Origin of the sequence: Candidatus Nanopelagicus limnes (genome assembly GCF_002287885.2) — a bacterium.
GTDB lineage: Bacteria > Actinomycetota > Actinomycetes > Nanopelagicales > Nanopelagicaceae > Nanopelagicus > Nanopelagicus limnae.
Genome location: NZ_CP016768.2, coordinates 43423 through 63814 on the forward strand (window position 1 = coordinate 43423; position 20392 = coordinate 63814).

Annotated in this window: 19 protein-coding genes, 2 tRNA genes and 1 pseudogene; 14 read left to right on the plus strand and 8 right to left on the minus strand. The window is 37.9% G+C overall.

The features are described from left to right. Nucleotides 1-13: 13 nt before the first annotated feature. Both B1s21122_RS00230 and B1s21122_RS00235 read right to left on the minus strand, forming a co-directional pair. Nucleotides 14-1246 (minus strand): DegT/DnrJ/EryC1/StrS family aminotransferase, encoded by a 1233-nt coding sequence (locus tag B1s21122_RS00230; protein WP_095681197.1) that lies wholly within the window; start codon nt 1244-1246, stop codon nt 14-16. 32 nt (nt 1247-1278) lie between these two features. Next, a complete protein-coding gene (locus B1s21122_RS00235; protein ID WP_095681196.1) occupies nt 1279-2235 on the minus strand; it encodes a Gfo/Idh/MocA family protein in 957 nt (318 codons plus the stop codon). Nucleotides 2236-2324: 89 nt separating this feature from the next. On the opposite strand from B1s21122_RS00235, the gene pseF reads away from it, so the two are divergent. The 5 genes from pseF to B1s21122_RS00260 are packed head-to-tail and all read left to right on the plus strand — an operon-like array spanning nt 2325 to nt 7207. Continuing rightward, nucleotides 2325-3032, plus strand: a complete 708-nt coding sequence (gene pseF / locus B1s21122_RS00240; protein WP_190278563.1) for a pseudaminic acid cytidylyltransferase — start codon at nt 2325-2327, stop codon at nt 3030-3032. A 42-nt stretch (nt 3033-3074) separates the two neighbouring features. Further along, nucleotides 3075-3803 carry a formyltransferase family protein gene (locus B1s21122_RS00245; protein ID WP_095681194.1) on the plus strand — a complete coding sequence of 243 codons (729 nt, stop codon included), beginning with the start codon at nt 3075-3077 and terminating at the stop codon, nt 3801-3803. After that, nucleotides 3800-4951, plus strand: a complete 1152-nt coding sequence (locus B1s21122_RS00250; RefSeq protein ID WP_095681193.1) for an N-acetyl sugar amidotransferase — start codon at nt 3800-3802, stop codon at nt 4949-4951. Before B1s21122_RS00245 ends, B1s21122_RS00250 begins: the two co-directional genes overlap by 4 nt. Then, on the plus strand, nt 4941-6251 hold the full coding sequence (locus B1s21122_RS00255; protein ID WP_095681192.1) for an amidase: 1311 nt from the start codon (nt 4941-4943) through the stop codon (nt 6249-6251). The genes B1s21122_RS00250 and B1s21122_RS00255 overlap by 11 nt, the downstream gene beginning before the upstream one ends. Beyond that, complete coding sequence (locus B1s21122_RS00260) at nt 6251-7207, plus strand: class I SAM-dependent methyltransferase (RefSeq protein ID WP_190278564.1); 957 nt, start codon at nt 6251-6253, stop codon at nt 7205-7207. The genes B1s21122_RS00255 and B1s21122_RS00260 overlap by 1 nt, the downstream gene beginning before the upstream one ends. 1 nt (nt 7208) lies before the next feature. Here B1s21122_RS00260 and B1s21122_RS00265 read toward each other — a convergent pair whose 3' ends face one another. From B1s21122_RS00265 to B1s21122_RS00275, 3 genes are all read right to left on the minus strand, one after another. Continuing rightward, nucleotides 7209-8855, minus strand: a complete 1647-nt coding sequence (locus B1s21122_RS00265) for a hypothetical protein (protein ID WP_150131922.1) — start codon at nt 8853-8855, stop codon at nt 7209-7211. 109 nt (nt 8856-8964) lie between these two features. Continuing rightward, nucleotides 8965-9183, minus strand: a complete 219-nt coding sequence (locus tag B1s21122_RS00270) for a glycosyltransferase (RefSeq protein ID WP_095681189.1) — start codon at nt 9181-9183, stop codon at nt 8965-8967. Further along, complete coding sequence (locus B1s21122_RS00275) at nt 9180-9986, minus strand: glycosyltransferase family protein (protein ID WP_095681188.1); 807 nt, start codon at nt 9984-9986, stop codon at nt 9180-9182. The genes B1s21122_RS00270 and B1s21122_RS00275 overlap by 4 nt, the downstream gene beginning before the upstream one ends. Before the next feature lie 50 nt (nt 9987-10036). On the opposite strand from B1s21122_RS00275, the gene B1s21122_RS00280 reads away from it, so the two are divergent. From B1s21122_RS00280 to B1s21122_RS00295, 4 genes are all read left to right on the plus strand, one after another. Further along, nucleotides 10037-10843, plus strand: coding sequence for a glycosyltransferase family 2 protein (locus B1s21122_RS00280; protein ID WP_095681187.1), 807 nt, complete (start codon nt 10037-10039; stop codon nt 10841-10843). A gap of 490 nt (nt 10844-11333) precedes the next feature. Beyond that, nucleotides 11334-11426: transfer RNA gene (locus B1s21122_RS00285), tRNA-Ser, on the plus strand. A gap of 42 nt (nt 11427-11468) precedes the next feature. After that, nucleotides 11469-12776, plus strand: coding sequence for an FAD-dependent oxidoreductase (locus tag B1s21122_RS00290; protein ID WP_095681186.1), 1308 nt, complete (start codon nt 11469-11471; stop codon nt 12774-12776). Between the two features lie 33 nt (nt 12777-12809). Further along, nucleotides 12810-12882, plus strand: a tRNA-Arg gene (locus tag B1s21122_RS00295). A 50-nt stretch (nt 12883-12932) separates the two neighbouring features. On the opposite strand, the pseudogene B1s21122_RS06410 reads toward B1s21122_RS00295, so the two are convergent. Both B1s21122_RS06410 and B1s21122_RS00305 read right to left on the minus strand, forming a co-directional pair. Then, nucleotides 12933-13171: pseudogene (locus B1s21122_RS06410) on the minus strand (glycosyltransferase family 2 protein); the annotation flags it as partial. A gap of 62 nt (nt 13172-13233) precedes the next feature. Beyond that, nucleotides 13234-14202, minus strand: a complete 969-nt coding sequence (locus tag B1s21122_RS00305; RefSeq protein ID WP_190278565.1) for a glycosyltransferase family 2 protein — start codon at nt 14200-14202, stop codon at nt 13234-13236. A 161-nt stretch (nt 14203-14363) separates the two neighbouring features. Here B1s21122_RS00305 and B1s21122_RS00310 point away from each other — a divergent pair, with 161 nt between their 5' ends. The 4 genes from B1s21122_RS00310 to B1s21122_RS00325 are packed head-to-tail and all read left to right on the plus strand — an operon-like array spanning nt 14364 to nt 18645. Beyond that, nucleotides 14364-15074 (plus strand): GNAT family N-acetyltransferase, encoded by a 711-nt coding sequence (locus B1s21122_RS00310; protein ID WP_095681184.1) that lies wholly within the window; start codon nt 14364-14366, stop codon nt 15072-15074. Continuing rightward, entirely contained in the window at nt 15071-16174 is a 1104-nt protein-coding gene (menC, locus tag B1s21122_RS00315; protein ID WP_095681183.1) for an o-succinylbenzoate synthase, read from the plus strand. The genes B1s21122_RS00310 and menC overlap by 4 nt, the downstream gene beginning before the upstream one ends. A gap of 1 nt (nt 16175) precedes the next feature. Further along, complete coding sequence (locus B1s21122_RS00320; protein ID WP_150131923.1) at nt 16176-17408, plus strand: MFS transporter; 1233 nt, start codon at nt 16176-16178, stop codon at nt 17406-17408. A gap of 4 nt (nt 17409-17412) precedes the next feature. Next, entirely contained in the window at nt 17413-18645 is a 1233-nt protein-coding gene (locus B1s21122_RS00325; RefSeq protein WP_095681181.1) for an MFS transporter, read from the plus strand. Here the strand turns inward: B1s21122_RS00325 and B1s21122_RS00330 are convergent. Continuing rightward, nucleotides 18612-19178, minus strand: a complete 567-nt coding sequence (locus tag B1s21122_RS00330) for a GNAT family N-acetyltransferase (protein ID WP_095681180.1) — start codon at nt 19176-19178, stop codon at nt 18612-18614. The genes B1s21122_RS00325 and B1s21122_RS00330 overlap by 34 nt on opposite strands. A gap of 92 nt (nt 19179-19270) precedes the next feature. Here B1s21122_RS00330 and B1s21122_RS00335 point away from each other — a divergent pair, with 92 nt between their 5' ends. After that, a complete protein-coding gene (locus tag B1s21122_RS00335; protein WP_095681179.1) occupies nt 19271-20383 on the plus strand; it encodes a S1C family serine protease in 1113 nt (370 codons plus the stop codon). The last annotated feature ends 9 nt before the right edge of the window (nt 20384-20392 follow it).

The following is a 20392-nucleotide window of genomic DNA, read 5'->3' on the forward strand; positions in this document are numbered from 1 at the left end:
TTAAATATTTAGGTCACTTAACGTATTTAGCTAACACTGTTGCCATTGAATTAGCAATTTTACGAGAAGTTTGTCCTTTCAATGCATATCCACCCATATAGAATCCTAGATAAGAAACCTCTTGTAATTCTTCTGCAATTGGGCATAATCCCTTCGAATAATCTGTTTTAACAGTTTCGAGCGTCCATGGAAATCCGGTAGACCCATAAGCGATTTTTTGCTGAAAAATTGGTAAGAGATGTAGGTTTTGATATTTTGTGGAGATACCAAGAATTCCATTTTTCTTTAGTTCTTCTGCAAGAATAAATTTGTTCACTCTCATTTTGTCTTTAACAATTTTAAGTGGGTAAACATAATACGCATGCGTATTTTCTTGCGGCACTTTTGGTGTAACGATACCAGGCAGATCCTTAAGAATTTGATTAAACTCTGACGCGTTTTCTTGTCTCTGGTTAACAATACTTTTCAGTTTCTTAAGTTGCTCTATGCCAATAGCCGCTTCAATTTCTCCCATTCTAAAATTGTAGCCAACGATATTTATGAGATTTTTTGAATTATCTGTCTCAATTACTGATTCACCATGGTTTCTGATTAACCTAATCCTTTCCGCAAGGTCCGGATTGTTTGTGACAACCATCCCACCTTCACCAGTATGGATATGTTTATGATAGTTGAGACTAAAAACTCCGATATCGGCTATAGTTCCTGCAAACTTGTTTTGATAAAGTGCTCCTGGTGCTTGGGATGTGTCTGATATAACCCTTAATTTATAACGAGTTGCTAAATTCATAATTTCAATCATTTCGCAAGATTGTCCGAATATGTCAACAGCTAAAATCGCCTTAGTTCTTGGGGTGATTTTGGAGGCGATACTTGTCGCAGAAATGCAAAAAGTGTCGGGATCTATATCTGCAAAAATCGGAATTGCATTCCAATGTAAAATTGCCATGGCAGTTGCTGACATTGTCCAAGGCGATGTTATAACTTCGTCTCCAGGTTCTATTCCGATGGCGCCTAGGGCTGCAATTAATCCAGATGTAGCCGAATTCACTGATAACGCATGATTTGTTTCAAAATAACTTGCCCATTTTTCTTCAAATTCTTGAATCTTTTTACCGCCATTAAAGTCCGGATGTTTCGAACCCAGAAATCTTGAAAGCTCGCCTGATCTCATAACAGATTTCACGGCTCGCATCTCTTTCTTACCTATGCTGTTATGCGGTTCAAAGCATTTGTTAATGTTCATTTTTCCCTCTCATCAAAAAATCAATCCAATCCTTAAATGATGGGATTTAGAACAGAAATAGTTTGCAGGGCCCGCTCTCCTGAACAGACTGCGAATTTCTTACCACTTAAGTAATTGTTAATTTGATTTAGTACATCGGTTTGTAATTCGCCTATTTCGATAGGAAATTCTTGTGCCATGGTCTCAAGCATACTATTATTTTTAAAAATTATATCGTTGATGCAATTTCTCACCGTAAAACCACCTATCTCTCTACTCAATTCAAAACTAAAATCTTTGAAGAAAATTCTGAATCCATTTACTTTCGCTCCCCCGCATTCTATTGGCGTTACACTTACAGACCCATTTGGGAATAACAATATTCCGTGGGGGTTATCCGGGTCTGAATCGTCAAAATCTCGTGGGTTAAATCTAACAAACTTATCTGCTGGTCCCAATAAGAATTCGAGTAAGTTAACAAAATGCGAACCGTTATTTAGCAATCCTCCTTGATACCAGATGTTTCCACTGAAAGAACCAGATATATCCTGTTTATCTAGCCATTCTTTGAAATTCAATGTACCTTGGCTTGAATTTCTCATGTAATTCACGAAAAGCTTGGTTCCATTTTCTTGGCATAATCGGATGATTTTTGAAGCTTCTTCGACATTTTTAGCTAAAGGTTTTTCTATGAGGATTACTCGCAAAGTCTTAGCGCCTAATAGTTCTTCGACTAGGCTAAGTCTTACTTGAGTCGGGGTTGAAATGATAGCTAATTCTGGTGAAGTGCTTGTAAGCGCTTCATTAACATTGGCAAAACTTCTTGATATAAAGCTTTTTTCAAAAATTTTCCGTACGTTACTATCTGAATCTACTCCAGCGGCTAACTTAAAATTACGACTGTTGTTTACTGCCCCTGCGTGACTAAGTTTGGATTTTGAATCTGATCTCGCTAAGTCATACCCCATGCCCATTTTTCCAAGTCCTATAACGAGCGTAGAAATTTGCAAGAATTCTCCAATTTTTGACCAAATTTACAAGTTGAATCGTACTATTGAGAAACACTATAGTTAGTACATTCCAGATGGAGACAAGCCAAATGAATTCAAGAATTGCAGTTATTCCTGCAAGAGGTGGCTCCAAGAGACTACCCGGCAAGAATATACGCACGATGGAGGGAATCCCTCTTATCGGTCGGACCATTAGCTTACTCTTAGAAAGTAATTTTTTTGATGAAGTGTTTGTTACCACCGATAATCAAGAGATTGCGAAAATTTCCAAGGAATTTGGTGCCACCATCCCATTTCTTCGAGACAAGAACCTCTCGGACGATTTCACTCCAACCCAACCTGTTATTAGTAATTTCTTATCTGAACTTAGCTCCAAATTAGCAATTGATCCTGAATTCTGCTGTTGTGTATATTCCTCGGCATTCATGCTTCCAAAGCATGTTTTTTCGGAAACATTCAATCTTTTGACTGCAAAAAACGATTGTGATTTTGTAGCGACCATTCTTAAATATTCGCACCCAATTCAAAGAGCAATGACTCTAAATAAGGTTACAAACGCTGTAACTTTTTTGAATCCGGAAAATTTGGCTACTAGAACCCAGGATTTAGCTGAGACTTACTTTGATGCAGGTCAGCTATATTGGGGAAGAAGTAAGGCTTGGAAAGAAATGCGCCCTATTTTTGATAAAACAACCGTGGGCTATCCACTAGAATTGAACTCAGTTGTTGACTTAGATTCACAAGATGACTGGCTCAAAGCCGAAGAATTGTTCAAGGTTCGGAATTTTCAACAATGATTGAACCAATTACATCAAACTTAAGCCTAATTTTTTATTACTATGAATAATAGTAGTCTGAGATTTGCTGTACTCACATCTACAAATTTTCCACTTAAAGAGTACATCTTCGCAAAGCTTTTATCAGCGAATTTACTACCTGATGTTATATTTGCAAAAGAAAATGGAATTAATCAAACGGATCAAGGCTTACTAAAGAATCGATTTGAATCCCTGATAAGAAAATCAAATAATGGAAACACTTCAAATATGTTTTCAGAGGTAAACATCGCGACTTTTGGTGATCCCGAAGTGCAGAAAATTCTAGTCGAAAAAGATATTAAATTTGCAGTAAACCTTGGATTAGGAGAAAAATTGAAATCGAAAGATCTATTAGAACTCGACATGGGTGTTATAAGTTGCCATCCTGGGAGATTGCCAGATTATAGGGGTTCAATGTGTCCTGAATGGGCTTTATTGCAAGGAATGCCAATATATAATTCCATTTTTAAAATGAATCATGAATATGACGAAGGACCAGTGTTGCTGGAAAAGGAAGTGGTATTGAATTATCCAATTAGTTATGAAGATTTCAGAACAAAAATCTTCACGGAAGGCGTAGAACTTCTTACGGAAGCCATTTCTTCATTGATTTCTTCCAAGCTATCTACGGCTAATTTTAGGGACCAAGGTGTCGGCACTACATTTAGACCAATGAATTCTGATACGTTTAACACCATAAAAGAGAGATTTTTTACAATTGATACTTCTAGTGAGGAAAGTTTAGAATGAGTTTCAGTCTACCAATTCCAAATTTACAGTATTGCGTCCGTTGTTGCATGCCCGAAACAAACGAAGGCGTGGCCTTCGATAAATTTGGACAATGTTATGCCTGTATTTCGAGTGAGCAAAAAATAAGAATTGATTGGGTTTCAAGAGAATTGGAATTGCGAAAACTTTTGGATCATTACAAGTCTTTAGAAAATGACTATGATTGTATTGTTCCAATAAGTGGCGGAAAAGACAGTACATTTCAATTACATGTACTTACCAAAGTATACAAAATGCGAGTCTTAGCAGTGACTTTTAGCCATAATTGGTTTACAGAGGTTGGTAAGTATAATCTTCAAAATGCAATAGAAAAATTCGACGTTGATCACATAATGTATACACCATCCCGAAATCTAGTCAACAGGATTGCCAGGGAATCATTATTTACAATAGGAGACTCTTGTTGGCATTGTCATGCAGGAATTGGCGCTTTCCCGCTGAAAGTAGCTGTTGATTATAAAGTACCACTACTTATTTGGGGTGAATCAGTTTCTGAACTATCTGGTCGCTCTACTCTTGGAAATCCCATTATAAAGTTTGACAGAGATTATTTCTTGAAAGTTTCATCTAAAGTTAAGGCTGAAGTATTAGTTGGTGAGAGCTTGAATGAGAGAGAATTAAGACCTTTCGTTCCTCCCGAAGCCGAGGTCATAGAGAATTTGGGTGTAGTTGGAATACACCTTGGAGACTATCTTTTTTGGGATGATGAAAGGCAGATGGAATTTGTCCGCGACGAGTATGAGTGGAAGCAATCAAAAGTAGAGGGAACCTATAAGAATTATAAGAGTGTGGAATGTAAAATGGCAGGTGTCCATGATTATTCTAAGTTTCTTAAAAGAGGATTCGGAAGAGCCACCGATCATGCTTCTGCAGATATTCGCGCTGGATTATTGACGAGAGAACAAGCTTTTGAGCTAATTATGCAACATGACGGCAAGAGGCCAGATGCCCTAGATTTCTATTTGGAGATTACAGGGTTCACCGAAAATGAATTTGAGATAGTTTTGGCAAAATTTAGAGATGGTTTGAAGTTAAGAACTATGTCGGAAATGGAATTTACTTCACAGCTAAATAAGTATAGAGATGCTATAAAAAATAATGCAGAATGAAATCACTGATTTTTCAGAAATGAATAAATTGATTCTAGAAAAAAAATTAAAGGTAAAAGAGTTGGCAGAAATGTCACTCGAACGTATTGATTTAGTTGACAAGAATATAAAGTCATTCATTCATTTAGACAAAGAGTTACTTTTTAGACAAGCTTCTAAAATGGATGATGAGGTTTCAGTTGGTAGATTTCGAAAGAATCTTGGGCTAACAATTTCGGTAAAAGACAATATTTATGTTGACGGTTTAGGAATCGCGATGGGAACTGACCTCTGGAAAGTTGAAAAATCTGGCTTTGATGCGCGAGTTGTTAGTAATCTAAGGGCAAGCGGTGCGCTAATCATCGGTAAAACTAAAACGGCAGAATTTGCAATTCACAAGCCACCAGACACAAAAAATCCAATCGACAAAACGGCATCACCTGGAACATCTTCGACGGGATCCGCTGCATCAGTGAGCGCAGACTTAGTAATGGCCAGTATTGGAACACAAAGTGCGGCTTCAATTATTAAACCGGCGAGTTATTGCAATGTTATTGGGTTTAAACCATCATACGGTTTGATTCCAAGAACTGGAATTCTAAAAACTGCTGACACTTTAGATACCGTAGGTTTCTTTGCAAATGACCTCGATATTCTTTCGAAAGTTTTTACCTCTAGCTTAGTCAGTGGGATCGATCACCCCTTCAATAATATTGTCGAAAGAAATACTGGAGAAGATAAGACAGTTCGTATAGCGCCACTGCATAACTCCAATCTCTGCTCACCTCGCGTTCAAGAAGATTTCATTTCAAACTGCCAAAAATTATTCAAGTACAGCAGCTTTATTCAAATTGATTTGAATTTGAATGAGTTAATTGAGCAAGCGCGTTTAACACATAGAGCGCTGTATTACGGAAACGTAAGTTATTTTCTTGCGCAAGACCTAGCCATCAGTATAGGTGAATTAAGTGAAGAGTTACGGGAAGTTATTGAATTTGGAAATGGCGTCACATCCTCAGAATTAGAAGAGGCCCGCAATCAACAGGTGTATTTCGCATCCATATTAGATCGATATTTTGAACAAACTGATTTTATTATAACTCCGTCAACATTCGATGTCCCACCAGATTATGGAATTTCTGACCAGATTAATGACTCATCTTTTTTTTGGACACTTTGTGGCAATCCAGCGATTAGCCTCCCGACTACAATTAGTTTGGATGGGCAAAGATTTGTCGGCTTACAGATTATCGCTAGAAAATATAATGATTATGGTTTAATACATTTTGCAAGAAATTTACAAATGAAATGGGGAATATGATGTCAAGTATACGAAATTCTGGTCAGATAAAAGAAATAAAGGAAATTTTGAATGCAGAATTGGGCTATTTTGGGAGTCCCAATACTAAGCACGATTCAGTTGAGTGTTCAATCTGTGAGTCCATCGCAAATTTTCTGTTTACCAAGAATGGTTTCGCTCTTTATAGGTGCTCCGATTGTGAGTTCCTATTCGCACCGATTAATACACCGAATAATTCAATTTCAGATTTTTTTGAAAACTCAAAAGCCATTGACCTTTACACTAGTAAAGTGATTGAGAATGAGGCTGCAAGGAAATCTGCAATTTTTCGGCCTCTGGCTAAAAGAATTATTGCTACTCATCCTGAGGCAAAGAAAATACTGGAGATAGGCTGTGGGGCTGGTTTATTACTGGATGAGTTGCGGTTGGCAGGGCTTGGCACCATTGACATTCAGGGAGTTGAGGTCAATAGATTTGCCGCTGAAAGGTCGATCGAAAAAGGTCATAACATTTTCCCAGGAGCAATTGATGATTTTAAGGGCGAAAATTTTGATGTTGTGGTGTTCTGGGCATTCCTTGATCACATTCCAGATCCACTAGCTTTGTTTAGAAGGATAAATGGGCTGCTGGGCAACGGTGGATTGCTTATTTTCGGAAATGCTAATTACGCCGGTTTTGAAGCATCAATTATGGGTACTGAATCTCATATATATTCAGTACCTGAACGTCTGAGTTTCTTTACGCCAAGAACTTTAGAAATATTATGTCACGAAGCAGGTTTCAACAATACCTCTATAGAAGGTTCTGGAAACTTAGATCTTGAAATTGTGAAAGATTGGTGGGAAAATAATCCTGAAATTCCTAAAAACGATTTTCTTTATTCTGTGATGAACAACCACGAGATTGCACAAAATTTCACGCTATTTTTGCAGAAAACACTGCTGACAAGTCACCTAACAGTGAATACCTGGAAATAGACTAATCAGCTAAGTAGGAAGGAATATACCTGTAACGACCCACTGGATTTTCTAGGAATTCAAAGAATTCTTCTCTGACTTTTTCATCATGAACTGAATCCCATTTATTTCGCGTATATTTGAAAACATCCCGTGAGTCCCATTGTTTTTCATATCCACCTGATGACTCTATCATTTCATCGTAATTTTTATAGAAAATATCTTTAGTATTTCTAATGAATCGCATAAAGTAATATTCCTGTATTTCTTTTAAGTCTATATCTATTTCAAATGCATCCGGTTCTAGAATCATTCTTGTGTATTCTTCTATACTTGCTGGATGTAGATTAAACTTATAGCCAATATGTGGATTTACTCTAGAAGCATTTACAACTTTCACGCCATGGTAGGCGTATTCAAACCCTACTGTGCCATACATTGTGAGAACTAGATCTACTTTGTTTGCTAAAATAGCAGTATGTGATGTTCTGGCACTTAAAATATTCCACCAAGGTTTACCCTCAGTCAATTCATTAAAAATATGTTTATCATCATCATTAAAGGCCGGATGTGGCTTTATGTACCATACAAATTTTGACTTTTGTGCAATTTTGTCTAAGTAGTTAAACCAACTCACGAAGTCGGGGAAAAGATTATTTCCAAAACTATTCGGTCCGTCTGAGAAACAGTGCATTGACACTAGTACATTAGTTTTTTGAAGGCTAAAAATTACCTGATCATCCTGTGGTTTAAAACCTGAAACCTCTCTGTGCGCACTATCTACGCCTTGAACTCCAGAAAAAAGTTCCTCCAATTTTTGTTTTGCCAATGAAAGAGCTTTCTCCCTATTTTTACTATCTAATTCTTTGGAAAAGATTTCAGGGTATCTAAAGTATTCTGCATCATCATAGAAGTTATTCAGCGAAAGATAAAATGCCCTGTCTGGCATAATTATGAAACTTTTTATGTTAGAGCTTACTGCCACCCTTGAAGGGATGGCTTGGAAATAGCACGTGTGGCCTACATTGACTGAATTAACATCATATTGATCAAAGTAATCAATCCAATAAAGTGTCGTGAAACAAGATTCGTATAGGAAGTTGAGCCATTCGTTATCATCAAGTTTTATTGTGCCTTTTCTGTAGGTACGCAGATATTGATCATAAATGAGGTCTCCAACCCATATACCCTTGATTGTAATTTTCAGAATGTCTTCCAAGCTGTGGATGCTTGAGATAATCTCACAAAAGATAATTTCTGTTTTTGACTTGTCTATGTTACGGGGTCTTATAAACGTTCTAACTCCCATGAATCTGTAGATTAAAACTTGAGATGAATAGTGACCCAGGAATAATCCTTTTGCCGACCAAGAAGCTTTTTCTTTAAAATTTTTTGCGGGCCAAGGCAAGTAGCAAACTACATTTCTTCCCTTGATTCTGCTATTTAGGATAAAATAATAAAAAGGTAAAAATGAAGATGCCTGGAAATTCACTTCAATTAGATCTAGTTTTCTGTCGAGACCTATTGCTTTTTGTGCTTTGGGCTTTGTGAAGAATTCTATTTTTTTGAATAGAAATAATGCATGTCTAAGATCCTCAAGATGTGGGAATTGAATCCCTAACCATTTTCTGGCCCGTGAGTAAAAAACTCCCATAATCAATACTTCCATCAATTCATATGTAATAAAATTTGTTGCGGTTAGTTTAGCGAATCCTGATATTGTCCGCAACCACTTTAATGTTGTTATTAAAGGTTTTTCCTTGCCTTGTAGTATAAAGCTATAAAGAAATGGAGTGATTTTTGTTGATAATCTTAATTCTTGAATCCCTTTTTTCCAATTCTTTTAATTCCTCTTTTGAAATATCATCAGAACCGTCATTGATAAGTACGAGTTCGTCGATTTCTCGCATACTCTCAAGAATTGATTTTATTGATACATTTATAAATTGTGATCCGTTAAATAGTGGTGGCAACACAGAACAGGCTTGTTCTTTCATTGCCTTTTCCAATCAGTGCCCTTACCTTTTTCAACCGCTATTAACGTAGGCATTATTCCACTTAGTTGTGGGTAATTTTTGTCATAACAAAACTTTGGACCTAAGAGCGAAAATGAATTGTTTGCCGCAAACCAGTTTAAATGACTTTCATCATGAAACCTGGCAATAATGTTCTTTGAAAGATCTTCTTGTATCCGTAAACTCAAAGAGCTGCATAAATCAATTATCGAACTCTTTTTCCCAAACCAAGTGGCACCACAGACATAAACCTTTCTGTCCTTTCTGGATACAAATGCTAAAGAAGCAGAATTATTCTCCCAAGATCCAATCCCCCCATTAAGTAGGTGAGATTTGAGGTCACTTAGAATATATCTTGGATTCCTCAAATAGAACATGACTTTTGCAAATTTAGATGGCCTGAAATAGCCCGGGTGCCTGACCAATGCAATTTCATGGTTTGCAATCGCTTGGATTAAATCATTCTTAGTTAGTGAACCTGCGAAAACCATATCGGCATCCAAATGCATGACAATTTCACCCTCAATCTTATCGGCAGTTTTTGCCAATAATTCATAGCGTAAGAGAGTTGGCATTGGCCAAGGCGAACTCTCGAATCGAACTGTTACAAGATTTACACCAAGTCTTTCAGCTACAGCCCACGGTATTTCGTCTTCTCGATTAGTAAAGAGAATCCACTGGACATTAATGTCTTTATTTATAAATTTCTCAGCGGTACTTAGAAGTTCAAGCCAGAATTCGAGATAACGGTCAGTTGCAACCGAAAAAATAGTTAAATCAGTCATTGGTGAAGAATAACTCTATTACCTAAAGTTAGGGCATAATTTGCACATAAATGGCAACGTTTGGAGCAAAGAGCATTGACAACATGATAATTGTAGGAAATAGCAATTTGGAGAACAAGCCACCCCTTTTTACAATTATTACGGTTGTAAGAAACGGAGAACAAACCCTCGAAAGGTGTATTAAGAGTGTTAAGCATCAGACTTTTCAAGATTTCGAATATTTGATTATTGATGGGGCTTCTTCAGATAAAACTCACAAAATCATTAAGCAAAATTCGGACATTGTGGATTATTCAATATCAGAAAAAGATGAGGGTCTGTATTTTGCAATGAATAAAGGTTTGAAACTCGCAAGAGGAAGTTATGTAGGAATACTAAATGCAGACGACATATACTTGTCAAATACTTTGGAATTAGTACAAAATGCAATTAAAAAAAACCCTAACTGTGATGTAATTTATGGAGCGATGAGTTATTTTGACAAGCCAAATCAAATTTATTTTATTCATAGCGACGAGCTTTCTAAACGAATGATCTTCCATCCTACTTGTTTTATTTCAATTAATGCTTATAAAAAATTAGGATACTTCAATACAAAGTATCAAGTAGCTGCTGATTATGATTTTATTTTACGTTGTCGCGATGCTCAGAAAAATTTTTTAGGCCTGCAAAATGTCTTAGCGACTTTTAGCGGGGACGGTATATCTGCAAAATTAAGATTTCGTTCGATATTTGAAACCAGTAAAATTCAGGCAAAATATAATTTTGAACCGAGATATCTTCAATTTTCAAAGCTTATGCGCATTCTTATTATAACTTATTTTAGGGCGTTCATAAATAAAATATTTGTTTCTTAAAAAAGATTACGAGAGCACGCCGCTAGCGAAATTAATAAATATAGAGCGAAACTATAGATGGCAGGTTATTGACTATTTTGGCGTTAAAATAAAAGTTTAATTGCCGGTAGTCTATTACAAGATCATATGTATTCAACCTTTTTGTTCTGAGCGTTAGAGACATTTTTCATAAAGAAAAATTGAGACTGACTTCTGTGAATCAGACTGTTACAATACGTTAACCTATTAAGATTTGTATGCTTATATTATGTAGCATGAAAATAAGAGCCAATTTAATAACGGTTAAGCTTTTGATTGGGCGGAAAAAGCTTTAGATTTCACTCAAAAATGTTTTCTCCAGCAAACGATCCACCCAGTCTTAGTAAGATCGGAGAGTTAATTTACTATTCTGCACGTGCTTTGAACACTACTGTGCGGTTGTATTGAAATGCTAATTCGAATAGGTTTTAATGCCCAATATGTATAAACTACTGTAAACTTAGTTAAAATTGGAGACGTCGCATAGCCCGGTCTAGTGCGCCTCACTGCTAATGAGGTTAACCCCTAAAGGGTTTCGGAGGTTCAAATCCTCTCGTCTCCGCCAATAAACAAATGAATTAAGAAGTATTTGGAAATTGGGGGGGAGTTGCTTAACTTTAAAATTGCAATAGTTGGCGCAGGCCCGGCTGGCTATTTCACCGCCCAAGCATTCCAAAAAGCACAAAGTGATGAGCTTTCATTTTCAATAGACATGATTGAAAGGCTTCCTACCCCTTGGGGATTAGTAAGAAGTGGGGTTGCGCCAGACCATCAAAAGATAAAAACAGTTTCTAAAGTTTTTGAAAAGATTGCTAAAGAGCCTAATTTTAGATTATTTGCCAATGTTGAGTTAGGTAAACATATCTATTTAAAAGATCTGCGAGATCAGTATGACGCAGTAGTTTTAGCGACTGGTGCTTCAAAGGGGCGAAAACTTGGTATCCCAGGTGAGGATTTAACTAATTCACTTTCTGCTGCAGATTTCGTGCCTTGGTATAACTCGCATCCAGATTATGTTCAAACACAGGTGGATTTATCTTGTGACACAGCAATTGTTATAGGAGCTGGAAATGTCGCAATGGATGTTGCACGAATACTTGCAATTGATCCAAGTGAACTTGATCCAACTGATGTGGCAGAACACGCACTCATAAAATTAAAGCAAAGCAATATCCGAACCGTGATTATCTGTGGCAGACGAGGTCCTGAGCACGCCGCCTTTACCGCCCCTGAACTTCGAGATCTTCCTAAACTTGAAAACACAGATGTCTTTATTGATCCAAAGCAAATTGAAGAAGCAATTAAACACATTGAAGAAATGGAAGAAGTTGAGAAGGATCTTAAAAACAACATCGAAGCAATGAAAACTATTGCAGAGCATGAGAAAAAAGGCGTACCAAGAAAGCTAGAAATAAAGTTTTTATCAACACCACTTGAAATTAAAGGCAATGGCAAAGTTGAAGAGATTATTTTTCAGAAAAATAAAGTTGAAAACGGTAAAGTGATTACAACCAGTGAGACATTTTCAGTCAAAACTGGATTAGTTATTACAGCCATTGGCTATAACTCAATTGAATATCCGGGCATAAGTATTGAAAATGGGCGGATTACAAATATTGCAGGACATGTTGAACACAATGTTTATGCAGTAGGTTGGGCAAAGCGCGGACCAACTGGCGTAATTGGCACAAATAAAAGTGATTCAAATGATGTAGTTGATTTAATCATTGAAAATCTAAAGGAGCCAAAGGCAAGTGAAGGAATTACTGGATTATTAAAATCAGGACATGAGGTAATTGATCAAATTGCTTGGGAAAAAATAAATGCCTCAGAGGTCATTTCAGGCGAAATTGCTGGAAAACCACGAGTAAAAGAAGTGGATTGGAGGCAGTTGATAAGTTTGGGTAGGTCTTGATAAATCGCTAGACTTCCGATCGCTTAATACTTTGCGCCCGTAGCTCAACGGATAGAGCATCTGACTACGGATCAGAAGGTTCGGGGTTCGAATCCCTGCGGGCGCACTGTCAATAAATACACAAATTAACTGATTTAATTTTAAAAATGAATAATTTCAGCGCAGGTTATATTTCAAAATACAGTAAATTGCTCTAAATCCATCGCGCCAGCCAATTTTTTCCTATCAGCATAAGTTCTTCCGTAATATGAGATACCTACTTCATAAATACGAACATTCATCTTTGAAATACGTGCGGTAATTTCAGGTTCAATTCCAAATGAATGGTTCAGACAGTCTATTGTTGGCCAGATCTCAATACTCGTTTCTGGTATACTACTTCTAAGCGATGTAAGTAAAAAATATTTCAAAAGTTTCAATTAAAATAGTACGACTTTAAGTAACAAGAATTTTTCAGTTATATCTTCAAAACATTTTCTATACGCAACTTACCCCGTTGTGATTTCTCGAAATATAACTGGAAGAGCTCTGAAATAGTTGAGGATCGGCCCAAGTGTCTTAGCGCTATCAGCATAATGTCGAATAATGCGCCCTTTTTCAACTTTAAGCTACTCTGAAAAGCAATTAGGTCATTCACTAAAAGTAGTTTACGTGATTCAGATTCTTCAAATTTTTCATAGTATTCAAATATAGATTGAATATCTTCTAGGCATTTATAAAATAGGGATTTCTCCAGCGATATGCTTTTTAGTATTTTATTTTTCTGACTAATTGCCTTATTCCGATTTACGGATGTTGTCGAAGATTCAGAGATTCGGTAGTTCAAAAGCAGATTTGGAACAGTAATAATCTCACCAATTCTAGACATCCGCAACCATAATGATAAATCTTCGGCTAAGAAATCCTCCTCTCTGTATCCACCAGATTCAATCACAGCTGTTTTCTTGTAAAAGGCACATGGATGAGCAGTTCTTAAATTATTAATGAGTGATAAAGCTGTAGGTACTGGTAGCAGAGGACTTGTTATCCTTCCATAATTCTTTCCATTGGAATCAATGAAGCGGTAATCTGCAAATATTGCAACAGCTTTAGAAGTGATCGCGGAGTATTGATGCTCAATTCTATTGTTGGAATATAGATCATCTACATCAAAACGCGCTATCCATTCATGTACTGATTCTTGTACTCCTAAGTTTAAGCAGGTAACCAATCCGATTCCTTTGGTGTTTATTAAATTAACATTTTGTGATCGTCTCTTCCAGCCAGTTAAGAAATTTTCTGACCCATCATCTGACCCATCATTAATAAGTATAAGTTGATCGTTTGGTGATAGGTTCAATTCAAAGTAATTTTCTAATGCAGGAAGATATGACAAGCCATTTTTTATAGGCAACACAATGCTGACAGAGTTTTTAACATCTCTCATCATACCCGTAATCCTTACATACTCATATCAAATGTGAATCAAAGAAGTTTAGCAAGAGTTTATTATACGTCAGATAGTTCAAATTTACCCTAATATTTCAAATTAGGTTGATTTTAACGAGTTAATTGAATCTAATACTTTTTATTGAGTAGACTTTTTCTGTGATAAATACGGTAAGAGTTCAGCAGTTAAACACATTTAGTGACGCCAATCTTGCTCGCAGTATTTTTGATGAAACTTGGCAAGTGGATGCCGGAACTGAAATAACACCAAACCTTTTGCAGGCAATGGTCCACAGCGGTTCCTACTTAACTGGCGCTTTTATCGACGACAAAATAGTGGGCGCAGCGTTTGCCTTCCCAGCCACCAATGGTGGATTACACCTTCACTCACACATGACTGCAGTCTTGCCAGAGTTTCGAGACAAAGGTGTTGGTTACGCTTTAAAGATTGATCAATGGAACTGGGCAAAGAAAAAGAATTATTCTCATCTTTCCTGGACCTTTGACCCATTGGTGAGGAGAAATGCAAAATTAAATATTGCAAAGCTTGGAGTGGATATTTCTGCATATCACCCTAATTTTTATGGTGAGATGCCTGATGCGCTAAATGCAGGGGATGAATCAGATCGTTTAATGGTTTCTTGGCGTACAGATATAGATGCACCAAAGGCAAGAGAGTTAATCACTGAGCCAGAAACAGGTGATATTTTGATTAAAATTCCAGAAGATATAGTTGCGATTAGATCTAAGAATCAAAGTGAGAGCATGAAATGGCGCAGGCAGGTTCGAGAACAATTCTTGGCTGCTTTTGAGAAAAATGGCAAAGTTGTTGGCTTTTCAGCAAATAATGAATATGTTGTGCGGATATGAAAATTAAAGAAGTTGAATTAAGAATTGTTCAACTACCCCTAGTAAGGCCGTTTAGAACCTCATTTGGCACCCAAGCTTCGCGTGAAGTTTTGATTGTGAAGGTAGTGAATGAGAATGGCACAACTGGATGGGCTGAGTGCGTGGCAATGTCTGAGCCTCTTTATTCACCTGAGTACACACACGCCTGTATTGATCTAATTAAAAGATTCTTACTTCCCGCACTAAAAAAGGCTGGTGATTTTAAAGCTGAAGATGTGGCAACAATTTTAAAACCATTCTTGGGTGGTCAGATGGCAAAAGCTGCTTTTGAAACTGCAATTTTGGATGCGCAATTAAGAGATGAAAAAAGATCACTTGCTGCTTACCTTGGTGCCACAAAAAGCAGGGTGGAGTGTGGTGTATCTGTCGGGATTGCAAATAATTTGGATGCTCTAATTGAAGAGGTTAAGTCTTATGTTGGCGCGGGCTATCGAAGAATTAAATTAAAGATTGAGCCAGGTTGGGACATAGAAGCAGTTAAAACTATTCGAGAGATTTGGCCAGAGATTCCACTACAAGTTGATGCAAACCAGGCTTATTCAAGGGATGATGGAAAACACTTAGCAAAGCTGGATGAATTCAATTTGTTATTAATTGAACAGCCATTGGATGAACATGACATTTTAGGTCACGCACTTCTTGCTAAAGAAGTTAAGACACCAATCTGCCTTGATGAATCAATTATCTCTTTGCAATCTGCTCAAGATGCGTTAGCTCTGCAAGCTACAACTGTTATCAATATAAAACCAGGCAGGGTTGGTGGTTACTTAGAGTCGGTAAAGATTCATGATTTGTGTGTTAAAAGTAAGATTCCAGTTTGGTGTGGTGGAATGTTAGAGACTGGTATTGGCAGAGCCGCTAATTTAGCTCTTGCAGCCCTTCCTGGTTTTACATTACCTGGGGATACATCAGCCTCTGCTCGCTACTTTAAGCAAGATATTACAACACCATTTGTGATGGATGATGGTTATTTAACAGTTCCAACCGGAGATGGAATTGGTGTTACACCTGATATGAACTTCCTAGACTCAATTACCACCTCAAAAGAGGTAATTGTTTAAATTGGCTAATCCAAAGATCGAAAAACTTCCTAAGCAAGCACGTGTCATGTTGCTTGGAATTGCCTTATCAGCACTCGGTAACGGCTTAGTACTTCCCTATACCTTTATCTATTTTCACAATATAAGAGGATTTCCAATTGCAGTAGCAGGACTTATTGCAAGTTATGGTGCATTTTCATCCCTTGCTATCTCACCATTGGTTGGAAACTTAATTGATAAGTGGGGACCAAAGCCAGTACTCATTACCTCATTACTTGTCAGCTTTGTTGGGTATTGCTCACTAAGTCAGGTTAAAACAATTACGCAAGCTTTTTTAGTAACAACAGTTTGTGCAACTGGTCAATCTGCAATGTGGCCATCACAAAATGCGATTTCAACAGAGTTAACACCTGAACATATGCGTGAGCGCATATATGGCGCACAATTTGCAATGTTAAATCTAGGAATTGGAATTGGTGGCTTAGTTTCATCTCTTGTTGTCACATTAGATAACCCAAGAACATTTGAGCTTTTATTTATTGGAGATGGCATCTCCTATCTTGTTTATCTTGTGGTGGTTTTAACCTTAAAAAATGTGGGTAGGCGAAGTGCGGATGAGCGAATTGAGCGGGCAAAGTTAGAGGGTGGCTGGGCAGACGTGCTAGCCGACAAAACCTTTGTGAAATTTTGGTTTGTGGCAATGTTTGCTGTTCTATTTAGCTATAGCCAATTAGAGGTTGGCTTCACTGCTTTTTCAACCTCTGTCTCAGGTTTAGCGCCAAGAGACTTAGCATGGGCATATGCAGTTAACACCTTTGTAATTGCAGCTTTTCAACTGTGGGTAAATAAACGGTTACTTCTTGTTAAGAGAAAAACCGCGATGTCTATTGCGGTACTTCTTTGGGCGGTTGCTTGGGTTTCCCTTGCATTAAGTGGAGTGATAAAAAGTAGCGCGTTATTTTTTGTTATTTTATGTCAATTTATATTCGCACTCGGTGAGATGATCTGGTCACCGATATTGCCATCGGTTGTAAACCAATTAGCCCCAGAACATCTGCGGGGAAGGTATAACGCAGCAGGAACAAATGCTTGGCAGATCTCATTAATTGCTGGCCCTACCTTTGCCGGCACATTATTAGGATTTAATGCTCACTGGTATTGGCTGGCAGGCTTAATTGCAGGTTTACTTGTTATTAGCATTGCTGCTTCACGCTTAAAACTGCCCGATAGACCGGCAGTTAATATGTCAAAATAGCCAGGTGTTAACAAAAGAGGTTTTAGCTCACAAGTATGTGAAGCGATTATTTATCGCCCGCTTTATTTCAAATTTTGGAAATGGTATGGGGCCAATCGCACTTGCTTTTGGAATCTTAGCTTTACCAAATGGCTCCGCAAATATGTTGGGATTTGTATTGGGCACAACCACAGTTGTCTTCTTACTTATGGCACCTTTCGGTGGGGTGATTGCTGATAAATATGGCAGGGCTCGAATGGTTGGCCTAACTGACATGGCAGCGGGCGCAGTTCTGTTCATACAAGTTTTCTACTTTGCAAAAGGTGAAGTGCCCCTAGCAATTCTTTTAATTACAAATGGATTTTTTGGTTTGATGTGGGGAATCTTCTGGCCAGCATTCTCAGGACTCATGCCAGCAGTTTTGCCGGAAGAAGGTTTGCAAAAGGGAAACGCGTTAAATGCTTTTATGACAAATGCCGGCGTAATTTCAGGAGCAGCGGTTGCAGGGATACTGATAGATATATTTGGCGTGGCATTTACCCTAGCAATTGATGCTGCTAGCTTTTTTATCTCAGGACTTATGATCTTTACCTTTCGCCACCTAACACCAAGGGCGCAAAAGACTGAAAACACCATGCTTGATGACTTAATTCATGGCTGGAAGATATTTTTATCATTTAGATGGATTGTAATTATCGTTTGCGCTTTCTCATTTATCGTTATGTGCTGGGCAGCTGCAGAGAATGTATTAGGACCGTTGATTGCACTTGAACACTTTAATGGCGCTAAATCTTGGTCCTTTGTAATTACCGCTGAGTCAGCTGGATTAATAGTTGGTTCAATTATTGCAATAAAAGTAAAGCCTAAGTATCCAATGCGATTTTTAATGATCTCATCCTTCACAATCACTTTTTATATTTGGTCAATGGCTAAACCACAATCACTTTTAATGATTGCATTTGGTGCTTTTCTATTTGGAATCACCTTAGATCTTTGGGGAACACTTTGGTATACAGCTCTGCAGCGAAAGGTGCCAAGGGATTCACTCTCTAGAGTTTCTGCCTTTGATGCAATGGGTTCAATGATGTTCAGACCGGTAGGGCTTGCAATTGCCGCGCCACTTTCAACCTTAGTCGGCATTGAAAACTTTTTACAGATTTTAGCTGCGATCACCGTTGTTGCAATTGTGGTGCCACTTCTACATCCGCAGGTTAGAAATATGAGCTATGAAGATTTACCTAGAAAGGCTGATCGGTAGTCCTTGCTACTCATTTCATAAATTTCTTCTAAGCCATCCTCTTCATCTATTTGCTCTCCTACTAGTTTAAAGCCAAGTTTTTTAATAATGTGTTGAGAAATTAAGTTATCTGGTGAGACGGTGTAGCGAAGAGTATTTACTGCTGGAGTATTTACAACCCAGCCCCACATGCCGTGAAGTAATTCCTGGCCATAGCCTTTACCTTGATAAGCCTTATCAACTCCAAAACCAATCTCAATCATGCCATTTATATCTGGGCCATCATGAAATCCGGCGGATGCAATAATTATTTGCTCACTCTTTAATACCACTACGCGAAGTAAATAGTTTGCAAGCTCTGGATTTGCTGTAATTCTTGGAGCTCGATACTTAATTGGATTTGGATTGTTGGCAAAGTACTTAAGCGGATCAGTAAATCCTCGATTACTCCATAAAATTGGGTGAGCTAAATTCTGCACAAGTAGTGGGTATTCATCTGGCAGCACGGTATGCAGGTAAAGCCGGTTGGTCTCTATGGTGAGATCTTGATCCATCTCTTAACTTTACTCCAGTAATTTCTCAGTTATCTCTCAAGTAAACTACCTACCATCTGGGTATTGATTTTATGACGTATAAGGGGATGAATATGAAAAACGGTGCCGTTAAAGTGTTAATTGGATTTATCATTGGCGCAGTTTCAGTTGGTGGTTATGCAATAGCTATTCCAAATAATGTGCCGGTAGTTAAGGCTTGTATTGATAATAAGACCAAAGCACTTTATGCCTCCACTAATGGCAGCTGTGCTAAGGGAAGAAGTGCCATAGATATCGGCGCAACTGGAGCAAATGTTAAAAGTATTGCTCAGTTAGTTTCACCCTCTGTAGTTTCAATTGAGGTTACCGCCCTTGCTGGCAATGGCACAGGCTCTGGTTCAATCTATAAATCCACCTCCTCCCTTTCATACATCATCACAAATAATCATGTGATTGAAAATGCCGCAAGTAGCGGCAAGATTGAGGTTGAGTTAAACAACGGTGATATCTACACCGCAAGTATTGTTGGTCGTAACTCTGAGTATGACTTGGCAGTGATTTCAATTAATAAAGGAAATCTGCCAGAGATTCCAAGAGGCAACTCTGCCTCCCTCGCAATTGGGGATGTTGTAATTGCATTTGGGTCTCCCCTTGGATTATCTGGAACTGTTACTAGTGGAATTGTTTCGGCATTAAATCGGCCAGTAACAACTGGATCAACAACAGCTGAAAGTTATATGGATGCAATTCAAACTGATGCTGCAATTAATCCTGGAAACTCAGGTGGTCCATTAGTTGACTCACAAGGCAGGGCAGTAGGTGTGAACTCAGCAATTGCAACACTTGGTTCATCCTTTGGCCCAAGCGGCAATATTGGTCTTGGTTTTTCAATTCCATTTAATCAGGCAATCAGAATTGCTGATGAGCTAATCGCAACCGGTAAATCAACTAAACCATTTTTAGGTATTTCATTTGACCCAACCTTTACTGGAAACGGCGCAAAAATTGCAATTATCACTCCAGGACAAGCTGCAGATAAAGCAGGACTTAGCGTTGGAATGATTGTGAAAAGTATTGATGGTTTTAAGGTCAATGATGCAGTCTCTGCCATAGTAAGAATTAGAAGCCACGCACCAGGTGATCAAACGATTATGGTGGTTGAAACTACAGCTGGTGTATCAAAAACATTTAACATTACTCTAGGTTCATCCCCAGCGCTGCCATAAGTTCTATAC